Origin of the sequence: Roseomonas alba (assembly GCF_019430885.1) — a bacterium.
GTDB classification, from domain to species: Bacteria; Pseudomonadota; Alphaproteobacteria; order Acetobacterales; family Acetobacteraceae; genus Neoroseomonas; species Neoroseomonas alba.
In genome coordinates this window covers 298,209-320,182 of sequence record NZ_JAHYBZ010000005.1, presented here as the reverse complement: position 1 = coordinate 320,182, position 21,974 = coordinate 298,209, and the positions used below count along the sequence as shown (strand labels likewise).

Sequence of the window (21,974 nt, the reverse complement as noted above, 5' to 3'; positions counted from 1 at the left end):
GCGCGGCGACGCCGAAGGCCTGCCACGATGCGCCTCGCTCGCTTCTTCATCGACCGGCCGGTCTTCGCCGCGGTCATCTCCATCGCGATTACCCTGGTCGGGGCGATCGCCGCCTTCCGCTTGCCGATCTCGGAGTACCCCGAGATCGCGCCGCCCAGCGTGACGATCACCGCGAACTATCCCGGTGCCTCGGCCGAAACGATCGCGGAGACGGTCGCCGGACCGATCGAACAGGAGGTGAACGGCGTGGACGGCATGCTCTACGTCACCTCCCAATCGACCGGCGATGGGCGCCTGACGGTGACGGTGGTGTTCCGCCAGGGCGTGGACGGCGACCAGGCGCAGGTGCTGGTCCAGAACCGCGTCGCGGTGGCCGAGCCGCGCCTGCCGGAAGAGGTCCGGCGCCTCGGCATCACCGTGCGCAAGGCGAGCCCGGACTTCCTGATGGTGGTGCATATCACCTCCCCGGACGGCAGCCGCGACCATGAATACATCTCCAACTACGCGACGCTGAACATCAAGGACCGGCTGGCGCGCATCGACGGTGTCGGCGACGCGCAGGTCTTCGGGGCGCGCGATTATGCAATGCGGGTGTGGCTCGACCCGGATCGGATCGCCGCGCGTGGGCTGACCGCCGGCGAGGTGGTGGACGCCCTGCGCCGCGCCAACGTCCAGGTCGCCGCCGGCGCGCTGGGCCAGGCGCCGCGCGCCACGAATGCCGGCGGCTTCGAACTGTCGGTGCTGACCCAGGGCCGCCTGGCGACGCCGGAGGAGTTTGGCGAGCAGATCATCGCGACCGGCGAGCACGGCGCACCGCTGCGCCTGCGCGATGTCGCACGCATCGAGATCGGCGCGGCCGACTACACGGTGAATGCGCTGCTGAACAACCAGCTCGCCACCGCGATCGCGGTATTCCAGCGGCCGGGCAGCAACGCGCTGCAGACCGCGGCCGCCGTGCGCGCCACCATGGAGGAGGCGGCCCGCTCCTTCCCGCCGGGTATCGGCTACAGCATCGTCTATGACCCGACGCGCTTCATCGCCCAGAGCATGGAAGCGGTGCTGCACACCTTCATGGAGGCGATTGTCCTTGTCGTCCTCGTGGTCATCCTGTTCCTGCAGAACTGGCGTGCGGCAGTGATCCCACTGCTGGCCATCCCGGTGTCCATCATCGGCACTTTCGCGATCCTGCTGGCGCTGGGCTTCACGCTGAACACGCTGACCATGTTCGGCCTGATCCTGGCCATCGGCATCGTCGTCGATGACGCGATCGTCGTGGTGGAAAATGCCGAGCGGCACATGTCCACCGGACTGTCCCCGCTGGAAGCGGCGCGCAAGACGATGGACGAGGTCGGCTTCGCGCTGATCGCCATCGCCCTGGTGCTGGTCGCGGTCTTCGTGCCGACCGCCTTCATCACCGGCATCTCCGGCGCCTTCTACAAGCAGTTCGCGGTGACGATCTCGGTCGCGACGCTGCTCTCCGCGATAGTGTCGCTGACGCTGTCGCCGGCGCTGGCGGCGATCTTGCTGAAGCCGCATGCCCATCACGAGGGCCCGCGCCCCTTGCTGCTGCGGCCCTTCGGCGCCTTCGCACGTGGCTTCAATTGGCTGTTTGACCGGTTGTCCATCGGCTATGGCGCGATGACACGGCGGCTGATCCGCATCCCCGTGCTGCTGATGCTGGTCTATGGGGGGCTGCTCGCGGCCACGGGCTGGACGGTGACCTCGACGCCGACGGGGCTGATCCCGCCGCTCGACCGCGGCTACTTCATCGCCGCCTTCCAGTTGCCGCCGGGAGCGAACCTGTCGCGTACCGATGCGGTGATCCGGCGCGCCTCGGAGGCCATCCTGGCGACGCCGGGCGTCGAGAGCGCGGTCGCCTTCGTCGGCTTCGACGGCGCGACCTTCACCAATGCGCCGAATGCCGGCGTGGTCTTCGCGACACTGAAGCCCTTCGAGGAACGCGCCGAGCACCACCTGACCACCGGCGGCATCCTGGCCGACCTGCAGGGCCGGCTGATGGGTGATCCGGATGCGATGGTCTTCGTGCTGGCCCCGCCCTCGGTGCCCGGCATCGGCACGGGCGGCGGCTTCAAGCTGATGATCCAGGACCGCGCCGGCCATGGGCCGCGGGAGATGGAACGCGCCATGCAGGCGGTCATGATGGCCGCCAATCAGACGCCGGGCATCGCCTTCGCCTTCAGCCTGTTCAACACGGCGACGCCGCAGATCCGCGCCAACGTGGACCGCTCGCGGGCCGAGATGCTCGGCGTGCCGATCAGCCGCGTGAACGAGGCGATGGGCGTCTATCTCGGCTCCGCCTTCGTCAACGACTTCAACCTGCTGGGCCGCACCTGGCGTGTCACCGCGCAGGCCGATGCGCGGCACCGCACGGAGATCGAGGACATCGCGCGGCTGCGCACGCGCAGCGACTCTGGTGCCATGGTGCCGCTGGGCAGCCTGGCGACCTTCCAGGAGACGTCCGGGCCGTATCGGATGCCGCGCTACAACCTGTTCCCGGCGGTCGAACTCCAGGGGGCGGCGCTGCCGGGTGTGTCGACCGGTCAGGCCATCGCCATCATGGAGCGCGTGCTCGCGGAGAACCTACCCGAAGGCTTCGGCTACGAATGGACCGAGATCGCCTTGCAAGAGAAGCTGGTCGGCAACACCGCGCCGATCGCCTTCGGGCTCGCGGTCATCTTCGTCTTCCTCGTGCTGGCGGCGATGTATGAGAGCTGGCTGCTGCCGCTCGCCATCGTGCTGATCGCGCCGATGTCGGTGCTGGCGGCGCTGCTCGGCGTGCGGCATGCCGGGCTCGACAACAACGTGCTGGTGCAGGTCGGGCTGGTCGTGCTGGTGGGGCTCGCGGCGAAGAACGCGATCCTGATCGTCGAATTCGCCCGCGCGGCGGAGGAAGAGGGGCTGTCCCGCTGGGATGCCGCTATCGCGGCGGCTCGTACCCGGCTGCGGCCAATCCTGATGACGAGCCTCGCCTTCATTCTAGGCGTCCTGCCGCTGACCATCGCGACGGGCGCGGGGGCGGAGATGCGGCAAAGCCTCGGCACCGCGGTCTTCTACGGCATGCTGGGGGTGACGCTGTTCGGCCTGCTGTTCACGCCAGTCTTCTATGTCGTCGCGCGCGCTCTGGCGCGGCGGCGGGGACGGGAGGAACGTCCGGTCACGGCCGCACCGAGCGACGAGACGTTCCGGACGATCAGATAGCGCAATCCGCCGCGGCCAATGGAGCGCGGGCTGGCTTGCACCGCCAGCCCGGCTCGATCATAAGGCGCGGGACCTGCTTGCCCGGAGTCCGAGACCGCTTCATCTTGTCAGGATGGACGCCGGCCGATAACCGGGCACAAATGCGGTTCCTCCGCGGTGGGGCGTAGCCAAGCGGTAAGGCAGCGGTTTTTGGTACCGCCATTCCCAGGTTCGAATCCTGGCGCCCCAACCACGCAGTCGCGGTGTCGCAGACGATTTCTGGCTCGGCGCGGCCGGCCCGCGAAAGGCCCGCCTTTCCGGCCAGACACGCGAGGGCCTCCGGCGAATCGTACCTGAGAGACGCGGGCCCGGCGGCATTAGCCGCGGAAATGCCGGTTCTGTCTCTCGAGGCCATTTCGGCATGTACGGATGGGGTCAGATGTCAGCCCCCAAGCGGCTTCGGGCTTGGCATACCCTCTCCCCGCTCCTGCGGGTCGGATGTGTCCAAGCGAGCGCGGAAGGCAGTGAGAGACCGCCAGCGCAACGGCAGCCCGCAACTATTCCGGCTCAGACGAACCCAAGCGCCCGGCGCTGGTCCTGCCATTCGTTGGGAAGGCGGGTGTCATGCATCAGCCGCGATGCCGTCAGGTTCGCCGGCTGGCAGCCCCCAAGGTTGGCCTCGACGATGTCCGGCGCCAGCCAGGCGAGACGAACCAACCGGCTCGCATAGGATTGCGAGATGCCCTGCTCCGCTGCGAACGCCGTCAGGCTCGGCGCGGTGCTCGACACCAGCGCCTCGCGCAGCGCCCAGACCTTGGCGATCAGGCGAACCAGAGATAGGTCCGACAGATCCGCGGCGACGACCGATCCCACCAGCAACGCCATCTCACGACCGGCTCGCCGGATGGACACGGGCTCAGTGAGCGTGATGCGCGGGAGATGTCGATCGTCCCTGGGGTCGTTGTCGCTGCCCTTGTCGATCGCACTGGCAGCGCTGCCGCCCTTGCCTGCGATGACTGCAAGCAATCCGCGCGACGCGAGATGGATAGTGATCTCATGCCGCTGCACCGTCATCTCAGCGCGGAGGGCGAGTAGGATGTCCCGCTGCACAGCGTGGCCCTGCTGATGCCCGCGACGCGCCAGCTTCCCTGCGGCATCGAGCCTCCGCCGCTGCTGTGCCGCCTCCGTCGGCAGCGCCCTGGCGGATCGCACGGCGCGCAGCATTCAGCCGCACCACCGTCATGGTCGCAGATCCCAGGTAAGGTCAGAGCACCAATGATGGACCGGGGCGCCGCCACGGAACCCTGGCTGAACCGGCCGGGACGCGCCGCCGTTCAGCCGCGCCGGATACGCCTCCGCCGGAGAGAAGTGGGGCGGATATTCGCGCGGGGCCTCGCAGATGCGCCGCATGGGCATGGCGGCATGGTCACGTCGCCTCACGCTGGAATCCGGGCTTTCTCCACGACTTCTCCCGCTCGTCTCCAAGCCTCCTGGCCAGCCGTTGGATAGGGTCCGGACACGTCCCCAAGGGCTCCGTGCCCGGACAGGCCGGATGGTCCGGCAAGGGGCGCCTTGCAATCACGCAACGCACCGCGTCCTCCGCGCCGCGGGTCAACACTTGGAGAACGATCATGTCCAGCAACGCCATTCGCATCCTGATCGCCACCGTGATGTTCTCGGCCGCCGCCGCCCCCGGCGCGCATGCCTTCCGCCAGTCGGGCACCTACACGCCGCAGGTGGTGGGGTCCGGGGAGAACCAGTCCGTCGTCGCACCGCGCGGCGTGATCGCCGCCGTGCAGCCGCGCGCGATCATGACCGGCTCGGGCGAGAACCAGTCGGTCCAGCACCTCGACGTGCCGCCGCCTGAAGCGCCCGGCTACGTCGCCCAGGTCGTGGGGAGCGGGGAGAACCTCTCCGTCGTGCACATCCCGGCGGGCGGCTGACACCCATCCACCTCGGCCGATGTCCGGAGGCCCCGGAGGGACTGAGCCCCTCCGGGGCTTTCTCGCGTCCAGGCCGATGAAGGAATTCCCCGATCGCGCCGCGCGAAAGCCACGACATGACAAGCCTTTCTCAAGGTCTTCTCCAAGCCTCGCCTGCCGCGCCTGCCTAGGGTTCCGCCACGTCACCGGCGCAGACCGGCGCAGGGCCGGGCCGAAGCCGGGGGACGCGACCACCCCCACCAGCAACGCACCGCGACCCCGCGGCAGACCCGAGGAGAATTTCCATGAACGTCGTCACCGTCGTCGAAGCCCCGGCCCCCAAGACGCGCAAGGAGAAGCCGCCGCTGAACGGCGTGAACACGCCGGCGCTGCTCGCCACCATCGGCGTCGTCGCCGACCAGCCGACGCTCGCCAAATTCCAGTTCCGCTCGCATGGCCAGTGGAAGTCCGGCACGCATATGCAGGGCACCATGCTGGGCTTCTCCGGCGCTGGCGGGGACCACGCGCACAAATTCGCCACCATGGCGCAGTCCGACCACCCCGCCGTGCTCTGCGGCGAGGACGAGGGCCCGACGCCGGTCGAATGGATCCTGCACGGCCTCGCCGGCTGCCTGACCGCGGGCATCGCCAACATCGCCGCTGTGCGCGGCGTGTCGCTGCATTCGGTCGAGGCGATGGTCGAGGGCGATATCGACCTGCGGGGTATCCTCGGCCTTTCCGATGACGTGCGGAACGGCTTCAGCGACGTGCGCGTCACCTTCAAGGTCGCGGGCGATGCGCCGTCCGAGACGCTGAAGGCCATCGTCGCGCAGGCCCAGGCGCGCTCGGCCGTCTTCGACATCCTGACCAACGGCGTGCCTGTCTCGATCGCCGTGGAGGCCTGACCCCCCCCCTGCCGGCGGCGCATCCCCGCCGCCGGGCCCCCTTCATCGCCCGAGGACGCCATGCGGACCACCGACGCCATCATCATCGGCGCCGGCCAGGCCGGGCTCGCCATGAGCCATTGCCTCGCCGCGCGCGGCATCGACCATCGCATCCTCGAGCGCGGCCGCGTCGCGGAGCGCTGGCGCAGCGAACGCTGGGACAATCTCCGGCTGCTCACGCCGAACTGGATGAGCCGGCTGCCCGGCTGGTCCTATCGCGGCGACGACCCCGACTGCTTCATGACGATGCCCGAGGTGATCCGCTATCTGGAAGGCTATGCCGCCGGCGCGCCGGTCGAGGCCGGCGTCGCGGTCCATGCGCTGCGCGCCGCGCCCGCCGGCTACCTGGCCGCGACCAGCGGCGGCGACATCGCGGCGCGCAGCGTCGTCATCGCCACCGGCCAATGCGGCCAGCCGCACATCCCCACCATGGCCGCCTCGCTGCCCAGGGCGATCCACCAGGTCACACCCTCCTCCTACCGCAACCCCAGCCTGCTTCCGCCGGGCGGCGTGCTGGTGGTCGGCGCTTCCGCCTCGGGCGTGCAGATCGCCGAGGAGATCCATCGCTCCGGCCGCCCGGTGACGCTCTCGGTCGGGCGCCATACGCGGCTGCCGCGGCGGTGGCGCGGACGCGACATCCTCGACTGGATGGCGCGCGCCGGCGTGCTGACGGAAGCGGCAGAAGCGACACGGGATCTCGCCGCGGCGCGGGCGCAGCCCTCCCTGCAGCTGGTCGGCCGGCCCGATTGCGCGAATCTCGACCTCGGCACGCTGCGCGCGATCGGTGTGCGCGTGGTCGGCCGCCTGATAGACATTAAGGGTAGTCGCGCGGCGCTGCGCGACGATCTCACGGACACCACTGCGGCCGCGCAGCGCAGGCTTGACCGGTTGGTCGCGCGGCTCGGCCAGGTCGCCGACGCGGAGGGTGCACCGGACCAGCCGCCCCCGCCGCCGCTGCCGGATTTCCCGCCCTCGCCGCCGACCATCGACCTCGCAGCCGAGGGCATCCGCAGCGTCGTCTGGGCCACCGGTTTCCGGCGCGACCATGCCTGGCTGCAGGTGCCGGTCCTCGATGACGAGGGGGAGATCCGCCACCGCGGCGGCGTGACGCCGGCTCCGGGCCTCTACGTCCTCGGCCTGCGCTTCCTGCGCCGGCGCAACTCGAACTTCCTCGACGGCGTCGGCGCCGATGCCGAAGCGCTGGCCGCCGAGCTCCATGCCCATCTCGCCACAACCCGCCGCATCGCGGCCTGATGCAGGAGAGTGCCATGCAGCCTATGGAACGCTTCGATGTCCTGGTGGTCGGCGCGCGTTGCGCCGGTGCTACCGCGGCGATGCTGATGGCGCGGCGCGGCATGCGCGTGCTGGCCGTCGATCGCGGTGCCTATGGCACCGACACGCTCTCGACCCATGCGCTGATGCGCGCGGGGGTGATGCTGCTCGATCGCTGGGGCCTCGCCTCGCGGCTGGCCGAGGCTGGCACGCCGCCGATCCGCCGCACCACCTTCCACTACGGCGCGCAGGCAGTCCCGGTCGATTTGCGCCCCGGCGACGGCGTCGATGCGCTCTACGCGCCGCGGCGCACGCTGCTCGACAGCCTGCTGGTCGATGCCGCCTGGGAGGCGGGGGCCGAGGTCCGGCACGGGCAGACGGTGACCGCCCTGCTGCGCGACGATGCCGGTCGCGTCGGCGGCGCGATGGTGGTGGACGCGGCCGGTCGCGAACACGCCGTCGCGGCGGGGCTCGTGGTCGGCGCGGATGGCGTCGGCTCCGCCGTTGCACGCCTGGCCGGCGCGCCGGTGACCGAGCAGGGTCGCCACGCCGCCGCCTGCCTCTATGCCTATGTGCCGGGCCTGGCCGATACCGGCACGCATTGGCACTATGCACCCGGAGCGGCGGCGGGGCGCATCCCGACCAATGCCGGCCGGCACTGCCTCTTCGTCTCGGTGCCGCCCGTGCGCTTCCGCGCCGAGATGCAGGCCGGCGGACCGGCCGCTCTGCGGCGCATCCTGGCCGAGGTCTCGCCTGCCCTGGCCGAGGAGACCCCAGCGCTCATCCCCGATGGCGCGCCGGTCGCCTTTGCCGGCCGCAAGGGCTTCCTGCGCCAGGCCGCCGGCCCCGGCTGGGCGCTGATCGGCGATGCGGGATACTTCAAGGACCCGATCACCGCCCATGGCATCACCGATGCGCTCCGCGACGCCGCGCTGCTGGCCGATGCGGCCGCCATCGGCGGCGAGGCTGCCTTCGCCCGCTTCGCCGAGCGTCGCGACGCCCTATCCCTGCCGCTGTTCCACGTGACAGACGAAATCGCCGGCTACGAATGGACGCTCGAGCAGGCGCAGGCACTGCACATCGCTTTGAACCGGGCGATGAAGCACGAGATCGCGGCGCTGGCCGCGGAGGTGGTGGCATGAGCGACGTCTGGTCCCGCACCCTGGCTGGCAAGCCGAGCCCCGGCCAGGTGGCGGAGCGCACCCGCCGCACCGGTATGGCCGATGTCGAGGCCTTCACCGCCATCACCGGCGACCGCAATCCGCTGCACTACGACGCCGCGCTCGCCGCGGCCTCGCCCTTCGGCGGCCTGATCGTGCAGGGCGGCATCACCTCGGGGCTGCTCAACGCCGTGGTGGCGGAGGACCTGCCCGGACCGGGCACCGTCTTCCTCGGCGTCGAATGGCGCTTCGTGAAGGCGGTGCCCGTCGGCGAGACGATCACCGCGCGCGTCGAGGTCGTGACGGTGCGCGACGACAAGCCGATCTGCACCCTGGCCACGACCGTGCGCAACGCGGCGGGAGAGGACTGCCTGACCGGCACCGCCGTGACCTGGACCGCGCCGCTGCGCCCGGCCGCCTGAGCCACGGACGCCCGCTCCCCGCGGCGGCGCCACAGGCCGCCGCGGCCACCCGCCCTCCCCTTGCGAAGAGCGCCTACAACCGAGGAGACCCGACCATGACCACGACGTCCAAGACCGGCGCGCCGAAGGCAGCAAAATCCCGTCCTACTCCAGCGTCACGGCCCGATGCCCCGCCGCCGCCCGACGCCCATGCGCCAGCCCTGGCGCTTGCGACGCCACGCGAGGCGCTGTCCTGGAAGGACGAGCTCGCCTTGCTCTATCCGCCCTGCTGAGTATCGGCCAGCGCAGGAGGGCTGTCATCGAGGCCCGCCTGCCGCAGCCCGTCGAGGCAGCGCTCGATCAGCGATTCCTCCGAGCAGAAGAAGAAATCGGCGCGCGCCGCGACCAGATTGTAGCCCGGCGCCTTCTCCTTCAATCCGGCAAGCGCGCGCCGTGCGTCCTCGTGACGCTGCAGCAGCCCCAGCGCGGCGACCAGCATTATGTGCGGCCAGGCCTTCGCATTCGGCACCCGCGTCGCGCGACGGGCGCAATCAACCGCTTCGGTCAGTTCCCCGAGATGGATATGAGCCAAGGCGCGCGCCGCGTGGAAGCTCGACAGATGCGGGTCGCGCGGGCTGAGCGCCGCGGCGCGATCGATATGCACGACGCCCTCCTGCGCCCGCCCGCTCCAGATCATGGTACAGCCCAGGGCGTAATGCGCCTGGGCGAAGCTCGGATTGAGGACCAGGGCCTCGGACAGCAAGGCGATCGCTTCCTCGAAATCATGGCGGAAGGCGTGCACCCGGCCAAGCACGCAGAGGTTCATGCAGTCCTGGTTGTCGAGCGCGACCGCGCTGCGGCTCGCGCGCAGCGCTTCGTCGATTCGCGCCTTGCGTTCGGCCGTGCCGTCCACCACCGCTTCCTGCAGCAGCACATAGGCGAGGCCGCCATGGGCGCGCGCAAAGGACGGGTCGAGCGCAATGGCGCGGCGGAACATCGCCTCGGCTTCCGCCATGCCCGGCTGGGTGAAGCCCCAGAGATGGAACAGCCCGCGCTGGTAGCAGTCCCAGGCGCCAAGATTGACCGGCGGGCGCCGCGCGGCGGCCTCGCGTTCGAGCCGCGCGAGCTCGGGCTCGATCGCCGCGGCGATCTGCTCCGACATCGTGCGCTGCACCTCGAGCACATCGGCGAGGGCGAGGTCATAGGTCTCGGACCAGAGCTGGCGCCCGCTCTCGCACGACACCAGCTCCGCGGCGAGGCGCACATGATCGCCGCGCTTCGCGACGCTGCCATGCACCAGGTAGCGCACGCCGAATGTCGTGCCGATCTCGCGCGCGTCGACATCACGATCGCGGAAGGCGGCGGCGGTGTGGCGGCTCAGCACATCCATCCAGCGATGGCGCGCGAGCAGGCGGATGATGTCCTCGGTCAGGCCATAGCTGAAATAGTCCGTATCGGGCTCTGCGCTGAGATTGGCGAAGGGCAGCACGACGACCGAAGGCCGCTGCGACCGATCCGCGGCAGGCGCTTCCGTCGCCGGCGCCGGCTCTGGCGCGGGCTTGGTCTCCTCCGGCCGTTCGATGACCTCGCCGACGAAGCGGAAGCCACGTTTGTGGATGGTCTTGATGAGCGTCTGGCGTTCGCCATCGTCGCCCACCGCCTTGCGCGCGGCGTTGATGCGGCTGCTGAGCGCCGCCTCGGAGACGATGCGTCCGCTCCAGATCTCGTCGAGCAGCTCATCCTTGCTGACGACGCGGTCGCGGTTGCGCACGAGGTGAACCAGCAGGTCGAAGACCTGTGGCTCGACATGCACGCGATTGCCATCACGACGCAACTCATGCCGGCGCAAATCGACTTCGTGGCCGGCGAAGGTGAGAGACATCTCGCTCCTCCGTGCAACATGCCGCCCCGTCGCGGCGGCATCCCGGTCGCCATGCAGGGTCGCGGCCACACCGCGACCTACTGAGTATCCGTCACTCGCCCGCCCCGGCTCAACAGTCGAGTGCGCCAGGTCACGAGAGGTACGGAAGGCTCAAGCAATTCTTCAGACGCCCGCAAGCGCGGCACCAAGCGCCGCGCGGCGCGGCGCCGCAGAGTCCTTGCACCGCACGACGGTCGTGTCGGCGGCATGCAACGGAAGGAACACTTTCCATGACCACCATCGGAACGCTGATCGACGGCTTCGCGCGCATCCGGGAACGCGCGCGTGGGCGGAAGCTGCTGCTCGAGATGGATGAGCGGCTGCTTAAGGACATCGGCATCTCGCGGGGCATCGCCGCGGCGGAAGCCAACAAGCCCTGGTGGCGGGACTGACGCGCCCGCGTCTCCCGCCGTCGGGCACACCGGAGGCATCCGACATGACGACCACATTCTCTCCGCTCGGCATCGCGGCCGGGCTTTCAGCGGCCACCATCTGGGGCGGGGCCATCGCCGTCACGCGTCTCGCCGTGTCCGGCGATGCGTCGCTCGGCCCGACCGACATCGCCATGCTGCGCTTCGCCGGGCCCGCGCTACTGTTGCTGCCGGTGCTGCGCCGTGCCTGGCCGCGCCTGCGTCAGGTCTCGCCCTGGCTGCTCGCCCTGCTGCTCGCGGGTGGCGGTGCGCCGTTCGTGCTCGTCGCGGGGCGCGGCCTCAGCATCGCCGGCGCGGCCGAAGCGGGCGCGCTGCTGCCGGGAACGGTGCCGCTCTGCGTCGTGCTCGTCTCCCTGCTGATGGGCGAGCGCATGCGCCCGCTGCGCCTGGCCGGGCTCGCGATGATCGGCGCGGCCGTGGCGGTGATCGTGCTGCCCGCGATCATGGGCGGCACGGCAGCAGACCCGGCCGGCTACCTGCTGCTCTTGCTCGCGGCACTGCTTGCCGCGGGGTACACCATCGCGCTGCGGCGCAGCGGCATCGGCGCGTGGGAGGCGGCCGCTTTCGTCAGTGCCGGATCGATCGCCGGGCTTGGTCCGCTCTATGTGTTCGGGATGGAGGCCGGCGTGCTGGCGGTCCCTCTGCGCGACGTCGTCATGCAGGCGGCTTTCCAGGGCCTGGGGTCTGGCATCCTGGCTCCGGTTGCCTTCGCGGCGGCGGTGCGGCGGCTGGGCGCATCGCAGGCGGCGGCCTTCGGCAGTCTCAGCCCCGGGGCAGCCTGCGCGGGCGGCTTCGCCCTGCTTGGCGAGGTGCCGGACGGTTTGTCGCTGATGGCGGTAATCGCCGCCTGTCTCGGTGTCGTGCTGCTCGCGCGGAGTTCTGACGGGGCGGGGGCGCACCACCGAGCGGCGGCATGACCGGTGAGCGCGCGTCAAGCTGGCTTGGCGCGCGCCCATGATGCAGGAATGTCTCGGCAATCGCCTGCGGCCCATTGAATCGTAACGCTCCGATCAGACAGCGGAGGCCAGTGCGATGACGGGGGAGGAGAATGGTGCGCCTACGGAAACCTCGACCGTGCGCGTGCCTTCGCACGCCTTCGTCAACACCTTCCTGGGCGTCAATGCACGGGCCATCCGCCATGGCTTTCGCGACATCGGCGTCAAGGACAACAAGATCCTGATCTTCTCGGAGCTGATGGACGCGAAGTCCCTGTTCCTGACCGCGAATGCCGACACGGTCTACTGCGTCGGCATGATCGACCTGTCGAACGGGCCGATGGTCCTGGAGACGCCGCCCGAGGCGCTCGGCACCATCGACGACTACTGGTGGCGGTGGGTGATCGATTTCGGCGCGCCCGGCCCGGATCGCGGCCTGGGCGGGAAGTATCTGCCTCTGCCGCCCGGCTATGACGGGATCGTGCCCGAAGGGGGCTAGTACGTCGCCCGCGCCCGCACCACGCGGGTGCTGCTCCTCGGCCGTTCCTTCATGGTCGACAACAACCCGCGGCCGGCGGTTGCGGTCATCAAGCGCCACACCAGGATCTACCGCTATCAGCCTGGCGGCACGGGGACGTCCATCGCCGAGTTCCTCGCAGGCGCGAGGGTGTGCGCGTGCACCAGCCCACCGGCTACCGCACGATGAACATCCGGAGCATGTTCCTCTACGGCATCACGGGCATCACGCCCGCGATGTCGATGCGCCTGCCGGGCATCGGGTCGCAGTACCTGCCGGCCTTTCAGGATGCGGCGAAGCACCCCTTCGATGGGGCGAAGCACTATCGGGTGACGCTGCTGAAGGAGATCCCGGATGCGAAGTTCTGGTCCTTCACCGTCTACGACAACCAGACCCGTTCCATGCTTGACACGCCGCAGCGCTATCCGCGGGCCGGCAGCCAGTCTTTCCCGTCACCGGCCGCCACGGCGGACCCGGACGGCAGCACGGTGATCCGCTTCGCGCCGACGCAGCCGACCGGTGTTGCCCGCGGCAACTGGATACAGACGACACCGGGCAAGGGTTGGTTCACCACCCTCCGGCTCTACAGCCCGCTGGAGGCGTTCTCTACCGAGACGTGGCGGCCGGGTGAGATCGAGCAGGTCGCCTGGCTGACACGCGGGATAGGCCAAGCACGTGGCCTTGGAGAGCTGCCGTGTTTCCTACGCCGCGGCCGCTTTCGGTTCATGTGTGACGTCGGACCGACGAGCGGCTTGGGCACGGAGCAGCCAGGAAGCTTGAAGAATCCGTCGGAGCCGATGACCGGCGATCCGCCTCAACATCGAGGCGCACGCCGACCGTCGCGTCGCGGCCGTGTGCAAATCCTATCGACGCAGCCTCGCAAGAGTATCGGCTCGCGCGGACGAGACGACCGCATCAACGTCTTCCGCCAGCATCAGCCGTTCGACGACCAGACGCTCTGCGGCCCGGCGTACGGCGGCAGCGTAGTCGTCCTGCGACGCATAACGCTCCTCAATAGACAGCCGCGGGTCGCGCGCCGCATCGCGTTCGGCGCGGGTGGCGGCAAAAGGCAGCACCGCGCCGGTATTGTAGCAGAGGGCTCCCGGTGCGAAGCCTTCGCTACGCTGATTCCAGCCCGTGTAGGTCGCCCGCGGCACCTCGACCACCACGCTGCGGACACCTCCTATCGCGTTGCCGTCCGCATCCACACGCGGCAGCAGCACCGTGTACTCGCCACGCACGGCTGGCGGCATGACGCTGTTGTCCACAAGTTGCGCCGGACCATAGGCCCCCCGATAGCCGAGCGCCGCGATCCCGGCGTAGAGACCTTCCGCCGGCACCAGCGTTCCCTGACTACGCATGGGGTAACGGGTGGCTGGCGGTTCGACGCCCTCGCGCATCCAGGCTTCCATGGCGACCAGCAATGCCCGCGAAGGCGCACCCGCGTGCAGCGGATTTACCGGCAACGCGCAGCGGTCGATGCGCGAGGCTGTCGCAGTCGCCAGCGCGAAATGCGGATGCCCGATCATGGCATAGGCGCGGACCTCGGGCGGCAGATCGATGTGATTGCCGCGCGTATCGGTCACGAGCAGGGAAGCGCGCGCGCCCCAGAACTCGTATTCGCTGTCCGTCTGCATCACCAACGGGCAGGTGTTGGACAGGCGGCAACGCAGCAGCAGCCCATCCCGCCGCCCGGTCAGGTGATCTTCCGTGACCGCGTAGGTGAAGGGGAACTGATCGGCCGGATAGAGCCTGTCGCCATGCGGTGTCGGATTACGGCCTGGCTGGGCGAAGCGGGCATTGGTGAAGGTGCGTCGCGTGCCCGGGATGTGCGGCAGCATCGCGTCATAGACACGCCGGCCGCGCTCATCCTCGTTGAAGCCGAGATAGAGGTAGTCCCGCACGAAGCGACCCGACTGCGAAACGCCGTGCAGCACGGCACGGTCCACCGTGACCCGACCATCCGCTGCCAGCGGATTGGCTGCGCCGCGTTCCCGCATCAGGAAGGAGCCGACGTCGCGCATGGCGGCGAAGGCCATCCCCTGCACCACCGGATCGCGCGCCGTGTAGGTGAATTCGTACAGCGCACCGGCATCGAAGCCGGGCGGCCGCGCAATCTCGATCCGCCGCGGATCGACGAAGCGGAAGGACAGTCCCGGCGGCGTCTGCCGCGCATCCTCGAAGCGCCCGCGCACGGTGAGCGTCGCGCCTTGCTCGCTTGCCGCGGGATAGGTGAGCGTCACAGTGACCGGGCTGGTCGTGTTGTCGAAGAGGAACTCCTCGCGCGAGACGCCGGTGATATTCGGCACCACGGGTGCCTCCAGCCGCAGCCCCGCGCCGCGTCCCTCACCGGGGGGAATATCAGCCTGCCAGCCGACCCAGACCAGGGTGAGGCCCTGACGCAGCAGGAAACCGTTGCCGGCATCGCGCCCGCTCATCAGCCCATTGGCGGCGCCGTCATTGTAGAGCTGGCCTGCGAGCTCCCGGCCGCGGTTCGGCGCCTCGACCATCAAGGTGCCATTGCCGCGGAAGGCCTGGGCGGGGCGCAGCACGACGACCTCGGTGACGGCCTCCACTCGGCCCTGCGCATTGCGTGGCGCAAGAGCGATGTCGGCAATCAGCGCATTGCGCGGATCGGCCGGGTCCAAGGCGATGGTGGCGCGGGCCGCGATACGCTCATAGCGCCCTACCTCGCCGAAGGATCGGCCTTCGAAGACGATCTCCGGAGCGCCGGCCACCTCGAAGCGCGTGACCTCAGCGCGCGGCGGCGCCGACAGCATGCTAAGGCCGGCCACGGCCAGCGCGGCAGTTCGGATGTGCATGGGATCGTTCCTCCGTCGGACGAAGCTAGGCCGCAAGTGCCAACAACGGAAGGGCAAAGGGGTTATTTGCCCCTGAGTTGTTCACTGTACGTTCCGGATGGACTAGCATGCCATGGATGGAGCGCCCGGCTCGCAAGATCATCCACACAGACATGAACGCTTTCTAAGCGTCGGTGGAACAGCGCGACGATCCATCGCTGCGCGGCCGCCCGGTGGCGGTCGGCCATGGCGCCGCCCGTGGCGCGGTGGCCGCCGCGAGCTACGAGGCGCGGGCGTTCGGCGTCCGGTCGGCGATGCCTGCCATGAATTGGAACACAGCATTGCCGAGATGGACCGGCCACGCTGGTCGGTGACCTTCCGCAGCGCCATAGCGGCCGCGCCGTCTCACCGCCACATGCCGCGCATCTGGGCGGCGATATCGATGCGCGGGGCGGCGGCGGGCTGGGCGGTAGGCACGGCGTGCCGGCTTCCTGGCCAACTCACATAGTCGAAGTGGTCGAGGATCTCGCGCGGAATGAAGCGGGTCCGTGACGCATAGACGTGCCGATCGCCCTTAGCGCGCTGTGCATGCGTGTAGAAGCGCTGCGGCAGGATCAGGTGCAGGCTGTCCCTTGCCCGCGTCATCGCGACATAGAGTAGTCGGCGCTCTTCCTCGATATCCGCCGTCGTGCCGGTGCCGAGATCCGATGGCATGCAGCCATCGACCGCGTTCAGCACGAAGACCGACCGCCACTCCCGCCCCTTAGCCGAATGGATCGTCGACAGGATCAGATAGTCGTTGTCGAGTGACGGGACGCCCGACTCATCGCTAGTCGCCGCCGGCGGATCGAGGGTCAGTTCCGTCAGGAACCGCTCGCGCGACGGATACCCCGCGGCGATACCCTGCAGCTGCAGCAGATCCGCAAGCCGCGTCGATGCGTCGTCGTGCTGGCGGTCCAGGATCGGCTCATACCACTGCCGCAGGATGTCGAGCTCCGCCGGCCATGCCGTCCCACGCCCACGGAGCGCCACCAGCAGCGCGACGAAACCCTGCCATTCCCCGCCGATGCGTGGCGGCGTGGGGAAGGCAGCTAGTGCGCCGATCGGTTCAGCCGCCATGCTCATCGCCGCCAGGGCGCGCCGCGCTGTCGCCGGCCCCACGCCCGGCACCAGCAGCATGACGCGAAAGCCGGCCACGAGGTCGCGCGGATTCTGCACGAAGCGCAGCAGCGCCAGCACATCCTTCACATGCGCGCTGTCCAGGAACTTCAGCCCGCCGAACTTCACGAAGGGGATGCGTCGCCGCGTCAGCTCGACCTCCAGCACCGCGCTGTGGCTCGCCGTGCGGAACAGCACGGCCTGCTGCCTCAATGTCGCGCCGGCCTCGCGGTTCTCCAGCACCTGCGTCGCGATGAAGCGTGCCTGCTCCACGTCGTCGCGGACGGTCACCAGTTCCGGCCGCTGCGTTCCTGCGCGATCCGTCCACAGGTTCTTCGTGAACCTTTCCTTCGCAAGACCGATGACGGCGTTCGCGGCATCGAGGATCGGTCTCGTCGAACGGTAGTTGCGATCGAGCGTGATAGTCTCGGCCGGTGGATCGAAGGCCGCCGGAAAGTCGAGGATGTTGCGCACCGTGGCAGCACGGAAGGCGTAGATCGATTGCGCATCATCGCCGACCACAGTCAGGCCGCGCCCATCCGGCTTCATCGTCAACAGGATGCTGGCCTGCAGGCGATTGGTGTCCTGGTACTCATCGACCAGCACGTGATCGAAGCGACCGCCAATCTCCGCTGCCAGGTCCGGATCGGCCTGCATCCGCGCCCAGTAGAGCAGCAGGTCGTCGAAATCGAGCACGCCCTGCGCCTGCTTCGCCTCGACATAGGCCGCGAAAAGCGCCCGGAGCTCGCCCTCCCAGGACGCACACCAGGGAAACGCCTCCTTGAGCACATCGGCCAAAGCGGCGCCGCTGTTGACCACACGAGAATAGATCTCGAGGCAGGTTGCCTTGGTTGGGAACCTGCGCTCCATCCGCGAATAGCCGAGGTCGTCGCGGGTCAGGTTCATCAGGTCGGCGGAATCTTCACGATCGTGGATCGAGAAGTCCGGCATCAGGCCGATCTGGCCTGCATAGTCGCGCAGCAGCCGGACACCGATGCTATGGAAGGTTCCCGCCCACGGCAGGCCCGCGGCGAGAATGCCGGCGCGTTCCCCCATCGCTTGCCTGCCGATCGCTTCGGCGCGACGCGTGAGGTCACTTGCCGCCCGGCGGGAGAAGGTCATCAGCAGGATGCGCTCTGGATCAGCGCCATTGACTAGGAGATGCGCCACGCGATGCGCGATGGTGTTGGTCTTGCCGGAACCGGCGCCGGCGATGACCAGCAGCGGGCCGGGAAATCGGTCGGCCTCGCCCAGCCCATGTTCCACCGCGCGACGCTGCTCCGGATTCAGTCGCTCAAGGTAGGCCGCAGTCATGGCGGGAATCGTGACATGGGCCGATAAGTCTCTCAGTTTCCCGTTTTGTTCGCAATACGCGTCTCGCGTTGAGCGCTCTGAGCACGTCGGCTGGCCCGGTTGCCTGCCACCTGAAAATCTTCTGCCCAGCAGCGGGCGTCCGAAGGCCACATAGCCAATGCTTGAACGCCTCGTGGTTCCTATCGCTGGCCGATGCACGGCAGCGGCTGGACGCCTGGCGACGCGAGTACAACGAGGAGCGGCCGCATGGGTCACTACTCAACTTGACCCCGCGGGCGTTCGCCGAGCAGGCTCAACAGGCCCGAGAAGTTGCCTAGGCCACGGACCTGAGTTGGGGTCAGGACCAGGGCTGGTCAGAAATCTCAGGTGCCACCGCGAAACGCCGCGCTGGCCCCTTGGTTCGTTGACGATCAGACTGTCATTCCGGTCAGGTTCATGAGAAGCCGAAAGACAACGGCTACGACGGCAAGCGCCAGCACGCTGACGAGCCAGATCAGGACGAACCAGCCACCCCGACGTAACCAGGGCTTTCGATCGCGAGACGCATCGGACACTAGTGATATCCTTCGCCCACTTTCACCTTTCCGCGAAACACGTAGTAGGACCACGCGGTGTAGGCGAGGATGAAGGGGATGATGAACAGGGCGCCCACGAGCGCGAAGCCGAGACTTTGAGGCGGCGACGCCGCCTCCCAGATTGAGATGGCCGGCGGAATGATGTTCGGCCAAAGGCTGATCGCCAGACCCGAGTAGCCAAGGAACAACAGCGCCAGCGAGAGGATGAACGGCGCGGCGTGCGTCTCGCTGGCAAGCGTTTTCAGAAGCAGCCACGTCGCCAGGACAACAAGCAACGGCACCGGAGCGAAGAAGAACAGGTTGGGCAGGGCGAACCAGCGTGCTGCGATGTCGGGGTGCGCGAAGGGTGTCCACAGGCTCACGATTACGATCGTCGCGAGAACAGCGAGAGTGATCGGTCGTCCGAGTTGCCGCATATGTCGCTGAAGGCGTCCTTCGGTCTTCATTACCAGCCAAGTTGTGCCCAGCAAGGCGTAAGCGACCACCATCCCAAGGCCCGTGAACAGACTGAACGGGCTGAGCCAGTCGAACAGCCCGCCGGCATAAGCGCCGTCTCTGACGTCGAAACCGTTGATGAAGGCGCCCAACGCCAGCCCCTGTGAGAACGTGGCGATGTAGGAGCCCCAGATGAAGGCTTTGTCCCAGAACGGCTTGTGGCTTTCGTCCGCCTTGAACCGGAACTCGAAGGCCACACCGCGCCAGATCAGGCCCGCGAGCATGAGCATCAACGGGAGATAGAGCGCACTCAGGATCACGGCATAGGCCAGTGGAAACGCCGCCAGCAGAGCCGCGCCGCCGAGCACCAGCCAAGTCTCGTTCCCGTCCCAGACTGGCGCAACGCTATTGATCATGACGTCGCGCTCCTCGCGGTCGCGAACGAACGGAAACAGGATGCCGATCCCGAGATCGAAGCCGTCCATGATGACATACATCATCAATCCGAAGCCGATGATGACAGCCCAAAGCAGAGGGAGGTCGATACCCATGGTGCTTTTCCTCCTCAGCCCCGAGCCGGATCGACGTCGTCGGGCGCGGCGGACAGGGGACGGGCCGGTCGCTGCGACTGACCGGGCTCATGCGGCGCGTTATCGTCCTCGCTGTGGCCTGGTCCCTTCGCGACGAGCTTGAGCATGTAGCTGACGCCGGTGCCGAACACCGCGAAATACATCACCATGAATACGATGAGCGTCGTCGACAGCGCGAGCGCCGAATGGTTCGAGACCGCATCCTTGGTTCGCATGACGCCATAGACGACCCAAGGCTGGCGGCCGATTTCCGTCGTGTACCATCCGGCCAAGATCGCGATCAGTCCGGAGGGTCCCATCCATGTCGCGAAACGGAGGAACCAAGTCCGCTCATAGAGGGTCCTGCGCCAGCGCAGCCACACGCTCCAGAGGCCGATCAGAAGCATCAACATGCCGAGGCCGACCATGATGCGGAATGACCAGAACACGACTGTCGAATTCGGCCGGTCTTCGCGGGCGAACTCGCTCAGCCCCCGATATTGTCCGTCCAGGCTGTGCGTCAGAATAAGGCTGCCGAGCCTGGGAATCTCGATGCGGTAGCGCGTCTCTTCAGCTTCCATGTCCGGCCAGCCAAAGAGGATCAGCGGCACGCCCGCGCCGGGTTCGCTCCGCCAATGACCTTCCATCGCGGCGACCTTGGCGGGCTGGTGCTCGAGCGTGTTGAGGCCATGGAGATCACCGATGACGATCTGCAGCGGCGTGACGATCAGCACCATCCACATAGCCATCGAGAACATCGTGCGGACGTGTGCATCCTTGCGTCCACGCAGGAGATGCCATGCGCCCGACGCGCCGACGAAGAGCGCTGTCGCCAGAAAAGCTGCGACCGTCATATGCACCAGGCGATACGGGAAGGATGGATTGAAGATCACTTCGAACCAATTCACCGGGACGACGACATTGTTGACGATCTCAAAGCCCTGCGGGGTCTGCATCCAACTGTTCGACGCCAGAATCCAGGTCGCGGAGATCAGCGTGCCGATCGCCACCATGATGGTCGAGAAGAAATGCAGCCCCGGGCCCACCTTGTTCCAGCCGAAGAGCATCACGCCGAGAAAGCCGGCTTCGAGGAAGAAGGCGGTAAGGACTTCATAGGCGAGAAGAGGGCCGGTTATCGATCCGGCGAAGCCCGAGAAGTAACTCCAGTTGGTGCCGAACTGGTACGCCATGACGAGACCTGACACGACGCCCATGGCGAAGTTCACGGCAAAAATCTTAGACCAGAAATGATAGAGGTCGCGATAAACCGTGTCTTTCTTCCAGAGCCAAAGACCTTCAAGAACGGCCAGATAGCTCGCGAGCCCGATCGTGATCGCCGGGAAGATGATGTGGAACGAAACCGTGAAACCGAACTGGATCCGCGCCAATTCGAGAGCGGTCAGTCCAAACATGATGCGAGGTCCTTCGGCTCAGGCCCATCGACCTTGTCGAGATCGATGGGCGAATGCGCTGCGTTCTCGAACGCGACCGCCGATTTGGCGCGTGTGTCGACGGAAAGGCGGAACACATCCGGGCGCGCATAATGGCCGACGACGTCGAGATCATACTTTCCGCGCGCGATGATGCGCCGATCGATCTCGGCGATTTGGATGGTTTCGCCGCTGAAGTCGGGCTCAACGAGGATGTTGCCCAGGGGGTCGACGATGCAGGAACCGCCCCGGATCAGCACGGTTCCCGGATCGTCGCCTTGGATTGGCGAGTAATTGGCCGGGCCATCGGCCCGTGTCAGATACTGGCAGGCCGAAATGACGAAGCAGCGTCCTTCCAACGCGATCATCCGCATCGTCGGCAGCCAAGTGTCGCGGTCGTCCACGGTCGGCGCACAGTAGAGCTCAACGCCCTGGGCATACATCGCCGCGCGTAGCAGCGGCATATAGTTTTCCCAGCAAATGACGCTGCCGATCCGGCCGAGAGGCGTGTTGACCACGCCGAGAGTCGAGCCGTCACCAAAGCCCCAGACGAGACGCTCGAGCGCCGTCGGCATGAGCTTTCGATGCTTGGAGATCAGCTTGCCAGAGGGCGCGTAGGTCAAGGCAGTGCAATAGAGCGTCCCGCCGTCCCGTTCGATGACGCCGACGACAAGGTGGATCCCGTTGTCGCGTGCAATTTCGCCGAGGCGGTTCGCATGCGGCCCGCCGAGCTCGATCGCGCTCTCAAAATAGCGCCGAAACTCCTCACGTCCTTCCGGGCTGCGCATTCCCAGTCGTGCGCCGAAATCGAGCCCTTTGGGATAACCGCCCACGAACGCCTCAGGAAAGACCACAAGGTCAGCCCCCTTTTCGGCCGCATCGCGCGCGAGGTCAGCGAGCTTGGACACGGTCTTGCGCGTATCGAAGAGAACGGGCGCGGCCTGAACAACAGCCGCCTTGATTGTTGTGGACATCGGGAGATCCTTCGAGG

General features: G+C 67.8%; 18 protein-coding genes, 1 tRNA gene and 3 pseudogenes. 14 read left to right on the top strand and 8 right to left on the bottom strand.

The features are described from left to right. Nucleotides 1–27 precede the first annotated feature (27 nt). Together KPL78_RS16110 and KPL78_RS16105 are read left to right on the top strand one after the other, a co-directional pair. Nucleotides 28–3,219, top strand: coding sequence for an efflux RND transporter permease subunit (locus KPL78_RS16110; RefSeq protein ID WP_219763995.1), 3,192 nt, complete (start codon nucleotides 28–30; stop codon nucleotides 3,217–3,219). 157 nt (nucleotides 3,220–3,376) lie between these two features. Then, nucleotides 3,377–3,451, top strand: a tRNA-Gln gene (locus tag KPL78_RS16105). A 314-nt stretch (nucleotides 3,452–3,765) separates the two neighbouring features. Here KPL78_RS16105 and KPL78_RS16100 read toward each other — a convergent pair. Further along, nucleotides 3,766–4,422 (bottom strand): hypothetical protein, encoded by a 657-nt coding sequence (locus KPL78_RS16100; protein ID WP_219763994.1) that lies wholly within the window; start codon nucleotides 4,420–4,422, stop codon nucleotides 3,766–3,768. A gap of 407 nt (nucleotides 4,423–4,829) precedes the next feature. On the opposite strand from KPL78_RS16100, the gene KPL78_RS16095 reads away from it, so the two are divergent. The 6 genes from KPL78_RS16095 (at nucleotide 4,830) to KPL78_RS16070 (ending at nucleotide 9,190) form a co-directional block, all read left to right on the top strand. Then, nucleotides 4,830–5,141: a hypothetical protein gene (locus tag KPL78_RS16095; RefSeq protein ID WP_219763993.1), complete on the top strand. Its 312-nt coding sequence runs from the start codon at nucleotides 4,830–4,832 to the stop codon at nucleotides 5,139–5,141. Between the two features lie 284 nt (nucleotides 5,142–5,425). Further along, nucleotides 5,426–6,025, top strand: a complete 600-nt coding sequence (locus tag KPL78_RS16090; protein ID WP_219763992.1) for an OsmC family protein — start codon at nucleotides 5,426–5,428, stop codon at nucleotides 6,023–6,025. A 60-nt stretch (nucleotides 6,026–6,085) separates the two neighbouring features. Beyond that, nucleotides 6,086–7,318, top strand: coding sequence for an NAD(P)-binding domain-containing protein (locus KPL78_RS16085; RefSeq protein WP_219763991.1), 1,233 nt, complete (start codon nucleotides 6,086–6,088; stop codon nucleotides 7,316–7,318). 14 nt (nucleotides 7,319–7,332) lie between these two features. Continuing rightward, nucleotides 7,333–8,478, top strand: a complete 1,146-nt coding sequence (locus KPL78_RS16080) for an NAD(P)/FAD-dependent oxidoreductase (RefSeq protein WP_219763990.1) — start codon at nucleotides 7,333–7,335, stop codon at nucleotides 8,476–8,478. Next, nucleotides 8,475–8,918: a MaoC family dehydratase gene (locus KPL78_RS16075; RefSeq protein WP_219763989.1), complete on the top strand. Its 444-nt coding sequence runs from the start codon at nucleotides 8,475–8,477 to the stop codon at nucleotides 8,916–8,918. The genes KPL78_RS16080 and KPL78_RS16075 overlap by 4 nt, the downstream gene beginning before the upstream one ends. 95 nt (nucleotides 8,919–9,013) lie before the next feature. Next, complete coding sequence (locus tag KPL78_RS16070) at nucleotides 9,014–9,190, top strand: hypothetical protein (RefSeq protein ID WP_219763988.1); 177 nt, start codon at nucleotides 9,014–9,016, stop codon at nucleotides 9,188–9,190. Here KPL78_RS16070 and KPL78_RS16065 read toward each other — a convergent pair. Further along, nucleotides 9,175–10,779 carry a winged helix-turn-helix domain-containing tetratricopeptide repeat protein gene (locus KPL78_RS16065; protein WP_219763987.1) on the bottom strand — a complete coding sequence of 535 codons (1,605 nt, stop codon included), beginning with the start codon at nucleotides 10,777–10,779 and terminating at the stop codon, nucleotides 9,175–9,177. The genes KPL78_RS16070 and KPL78_RS16065 overlap by 16 nt on opposite strands. Before the next feature lie 269 nt (nucleotides 10,780–11,048). Here KPL78_RS16065 and KPL78_RS16060 point away from each other — a divergent pair, with 269 nt between their 5' ends. The 4 genes and pseudogenes from KPL78_RS16060 to KPL78_RS30830 form a co-directional block, all read left to right on the top strand. Further along, a complete protein-coding gene (locus KPL78_RS16060; protein ID WP_219763986.1) occupies nucleotides 11,049–11,210 on the top strand; it encodes a DUF1127 domain-containing protein in 162 nt (53 codons plus the stop codon). A gap of 44 nt (nucleotides 11,211–11,254) precedes the next feature. Next, the gene (locus tag KPL78_RS16055) at nucleotides 11,255–12,166 is read left to right on the top strand and encodes a DMT family transporter (protein ID WP_219763985.1); all 912 of its coding nucleotides are present in this window, start codon (nucleotides 11,255–11,257) and stop codon (nucleotides 12,164–12,166) included. Between the two features lie 157 nt (nucleotides 12,167–12,323). Then, nucleotides 12,324–12,683: a DUF1254 domain-containing protein gene (locus KPL78_RS16050; RefSeq protein WP_219763984.1), complete on the top strand. Its 360-nt coding sequence runs from the start codon at nucleotides 12,324–12,326 to the stop codon at nucleotides 12,681–12,683. 203 nt (nucleotides 12,684–12,886) lie between these two features. Next, nucleotides 12,887–13,285, top strand: a pseudogene (locus KPL78_RS30830) (DUF1214 domain-containing protein); the annotation flags it as partial. A 279-nt stretch (nucleotides 13,286–13,564) separates the two neighbouring features. On the opposite strand, the gene KPL78_RS16040 reads toward KPL78_RS30830, so the two are convergent. Then, complete coding sequence (locus KPL78_RS16040) at nucleotides 13,565–15,523, bottom strand: alpha/beta hydrolase domain-containing protein (protein ID WP_219763983.1); 1,959 nt, start codon at nucleotides 15,521–15,523, stop codon at nucleotides 13,565–13,567. Between the two features lie 173 nt (nucleotides 15,524–15,696). Here KPL78_RS16040 and KPL78_RS16035 point away from each other — a divergent pair. After that, nucleotides 15,697–15,849: pseudogene (locus KPL78_RS16035) on the top strand (Y-family DNA polymerase); the annotation flags it as partial. Between the two features lie 58 nt (nucleotides 15,850–15,907). On the opposite strand, the gene KPL78_RS16030 reads toward KPL78_RS16035, so the two are convergent. Continuing rightward, nucleotides 15,908–17,974, bottom strand: a complete 2,067-nt coding sequence (locus KPL78_RS16030) for an ATP-dependent helicase (RefSeq protein WP_219763982.1) — start codon at nucleotides 17,972–17,974, stop codon at nucleotides 15,908–15,910. A gap of 143 nt (nucleotides 17,975–18,117) precedes the next feature. Here KPL78_RS16030 and KPL78_RS16025 point away from each other — a divergent pair. Further along, nucleotides 18,118–18,291, top strand: a pseudogene (locus tag KPL78_RS16025) (integrase core domain-containing protein); the annotation flags it as partial. A gap of 93 nt (nucleotides 18,292–18,384) precedes the next feature. Here the strand turns inward: KPL78_RS16025 and KPL78_RS16020 are convergent. From KPL78_RS16020 to KPL78_RS16005, 4 genes are read right to left on the bottom strand one after another with little or no spacing between them, the layout of a single operon-like run. Then, nucleotides 18,385–18,528: a DUF2474 family protein gene (locus tag KPL78_RS16020; protein WP_219763980.1), complete on the bottom strand. Its 144-nt coding sequence runs from the start codon at nucleotides 18,526–18,528 to the stop codon at nucleotides 18,385–18,387. Beyond that, nucleotides 18,528–19,535: a cytochrome d ubiquinol oxidase subunit II gene (cydB, locus tag KPL78_RS16015; RefSeq protein WP_219763979.1), complete on the bottom strand. Its 1,008-nt coding sequence runs from the start codon at nucleotides 19,533–19,535 to the stop codon at nucleotides 18,528–18,530. The genes KPL78_RS16020 and cydB overlap by 1 nt, the downstream gene beginning before the upstream one ends. A 14-nt stretch (nucleotides 19,536–19,549) precedes the next feature. Then, entirely contained in the window at nucleotides 19,550–20,965 is a 1,416-nt protein-coding gene (locus tag KPL78_RS16010) for a cytochrome ubiquinol oxidase subunit I (protein ID WP_219763978.1), read from the bottom strand. Next, entirely contained in the window at nucleotides 20,953–21,957 is a 1,005-nt protein-coding gene (locus KPL78_RS16005; RefSeq protein WP_219763977.1) for a carbon-nitrogen hydrolase family protein, read from the bottom strand. The genes KPL78_RS16010 and KPL78_RS16005 overlap by 13 nt, the downstream gene beginning before the upstream one ends. Nucleotides 21,958–21,974 lie beyond the last annotated feature (17 nt).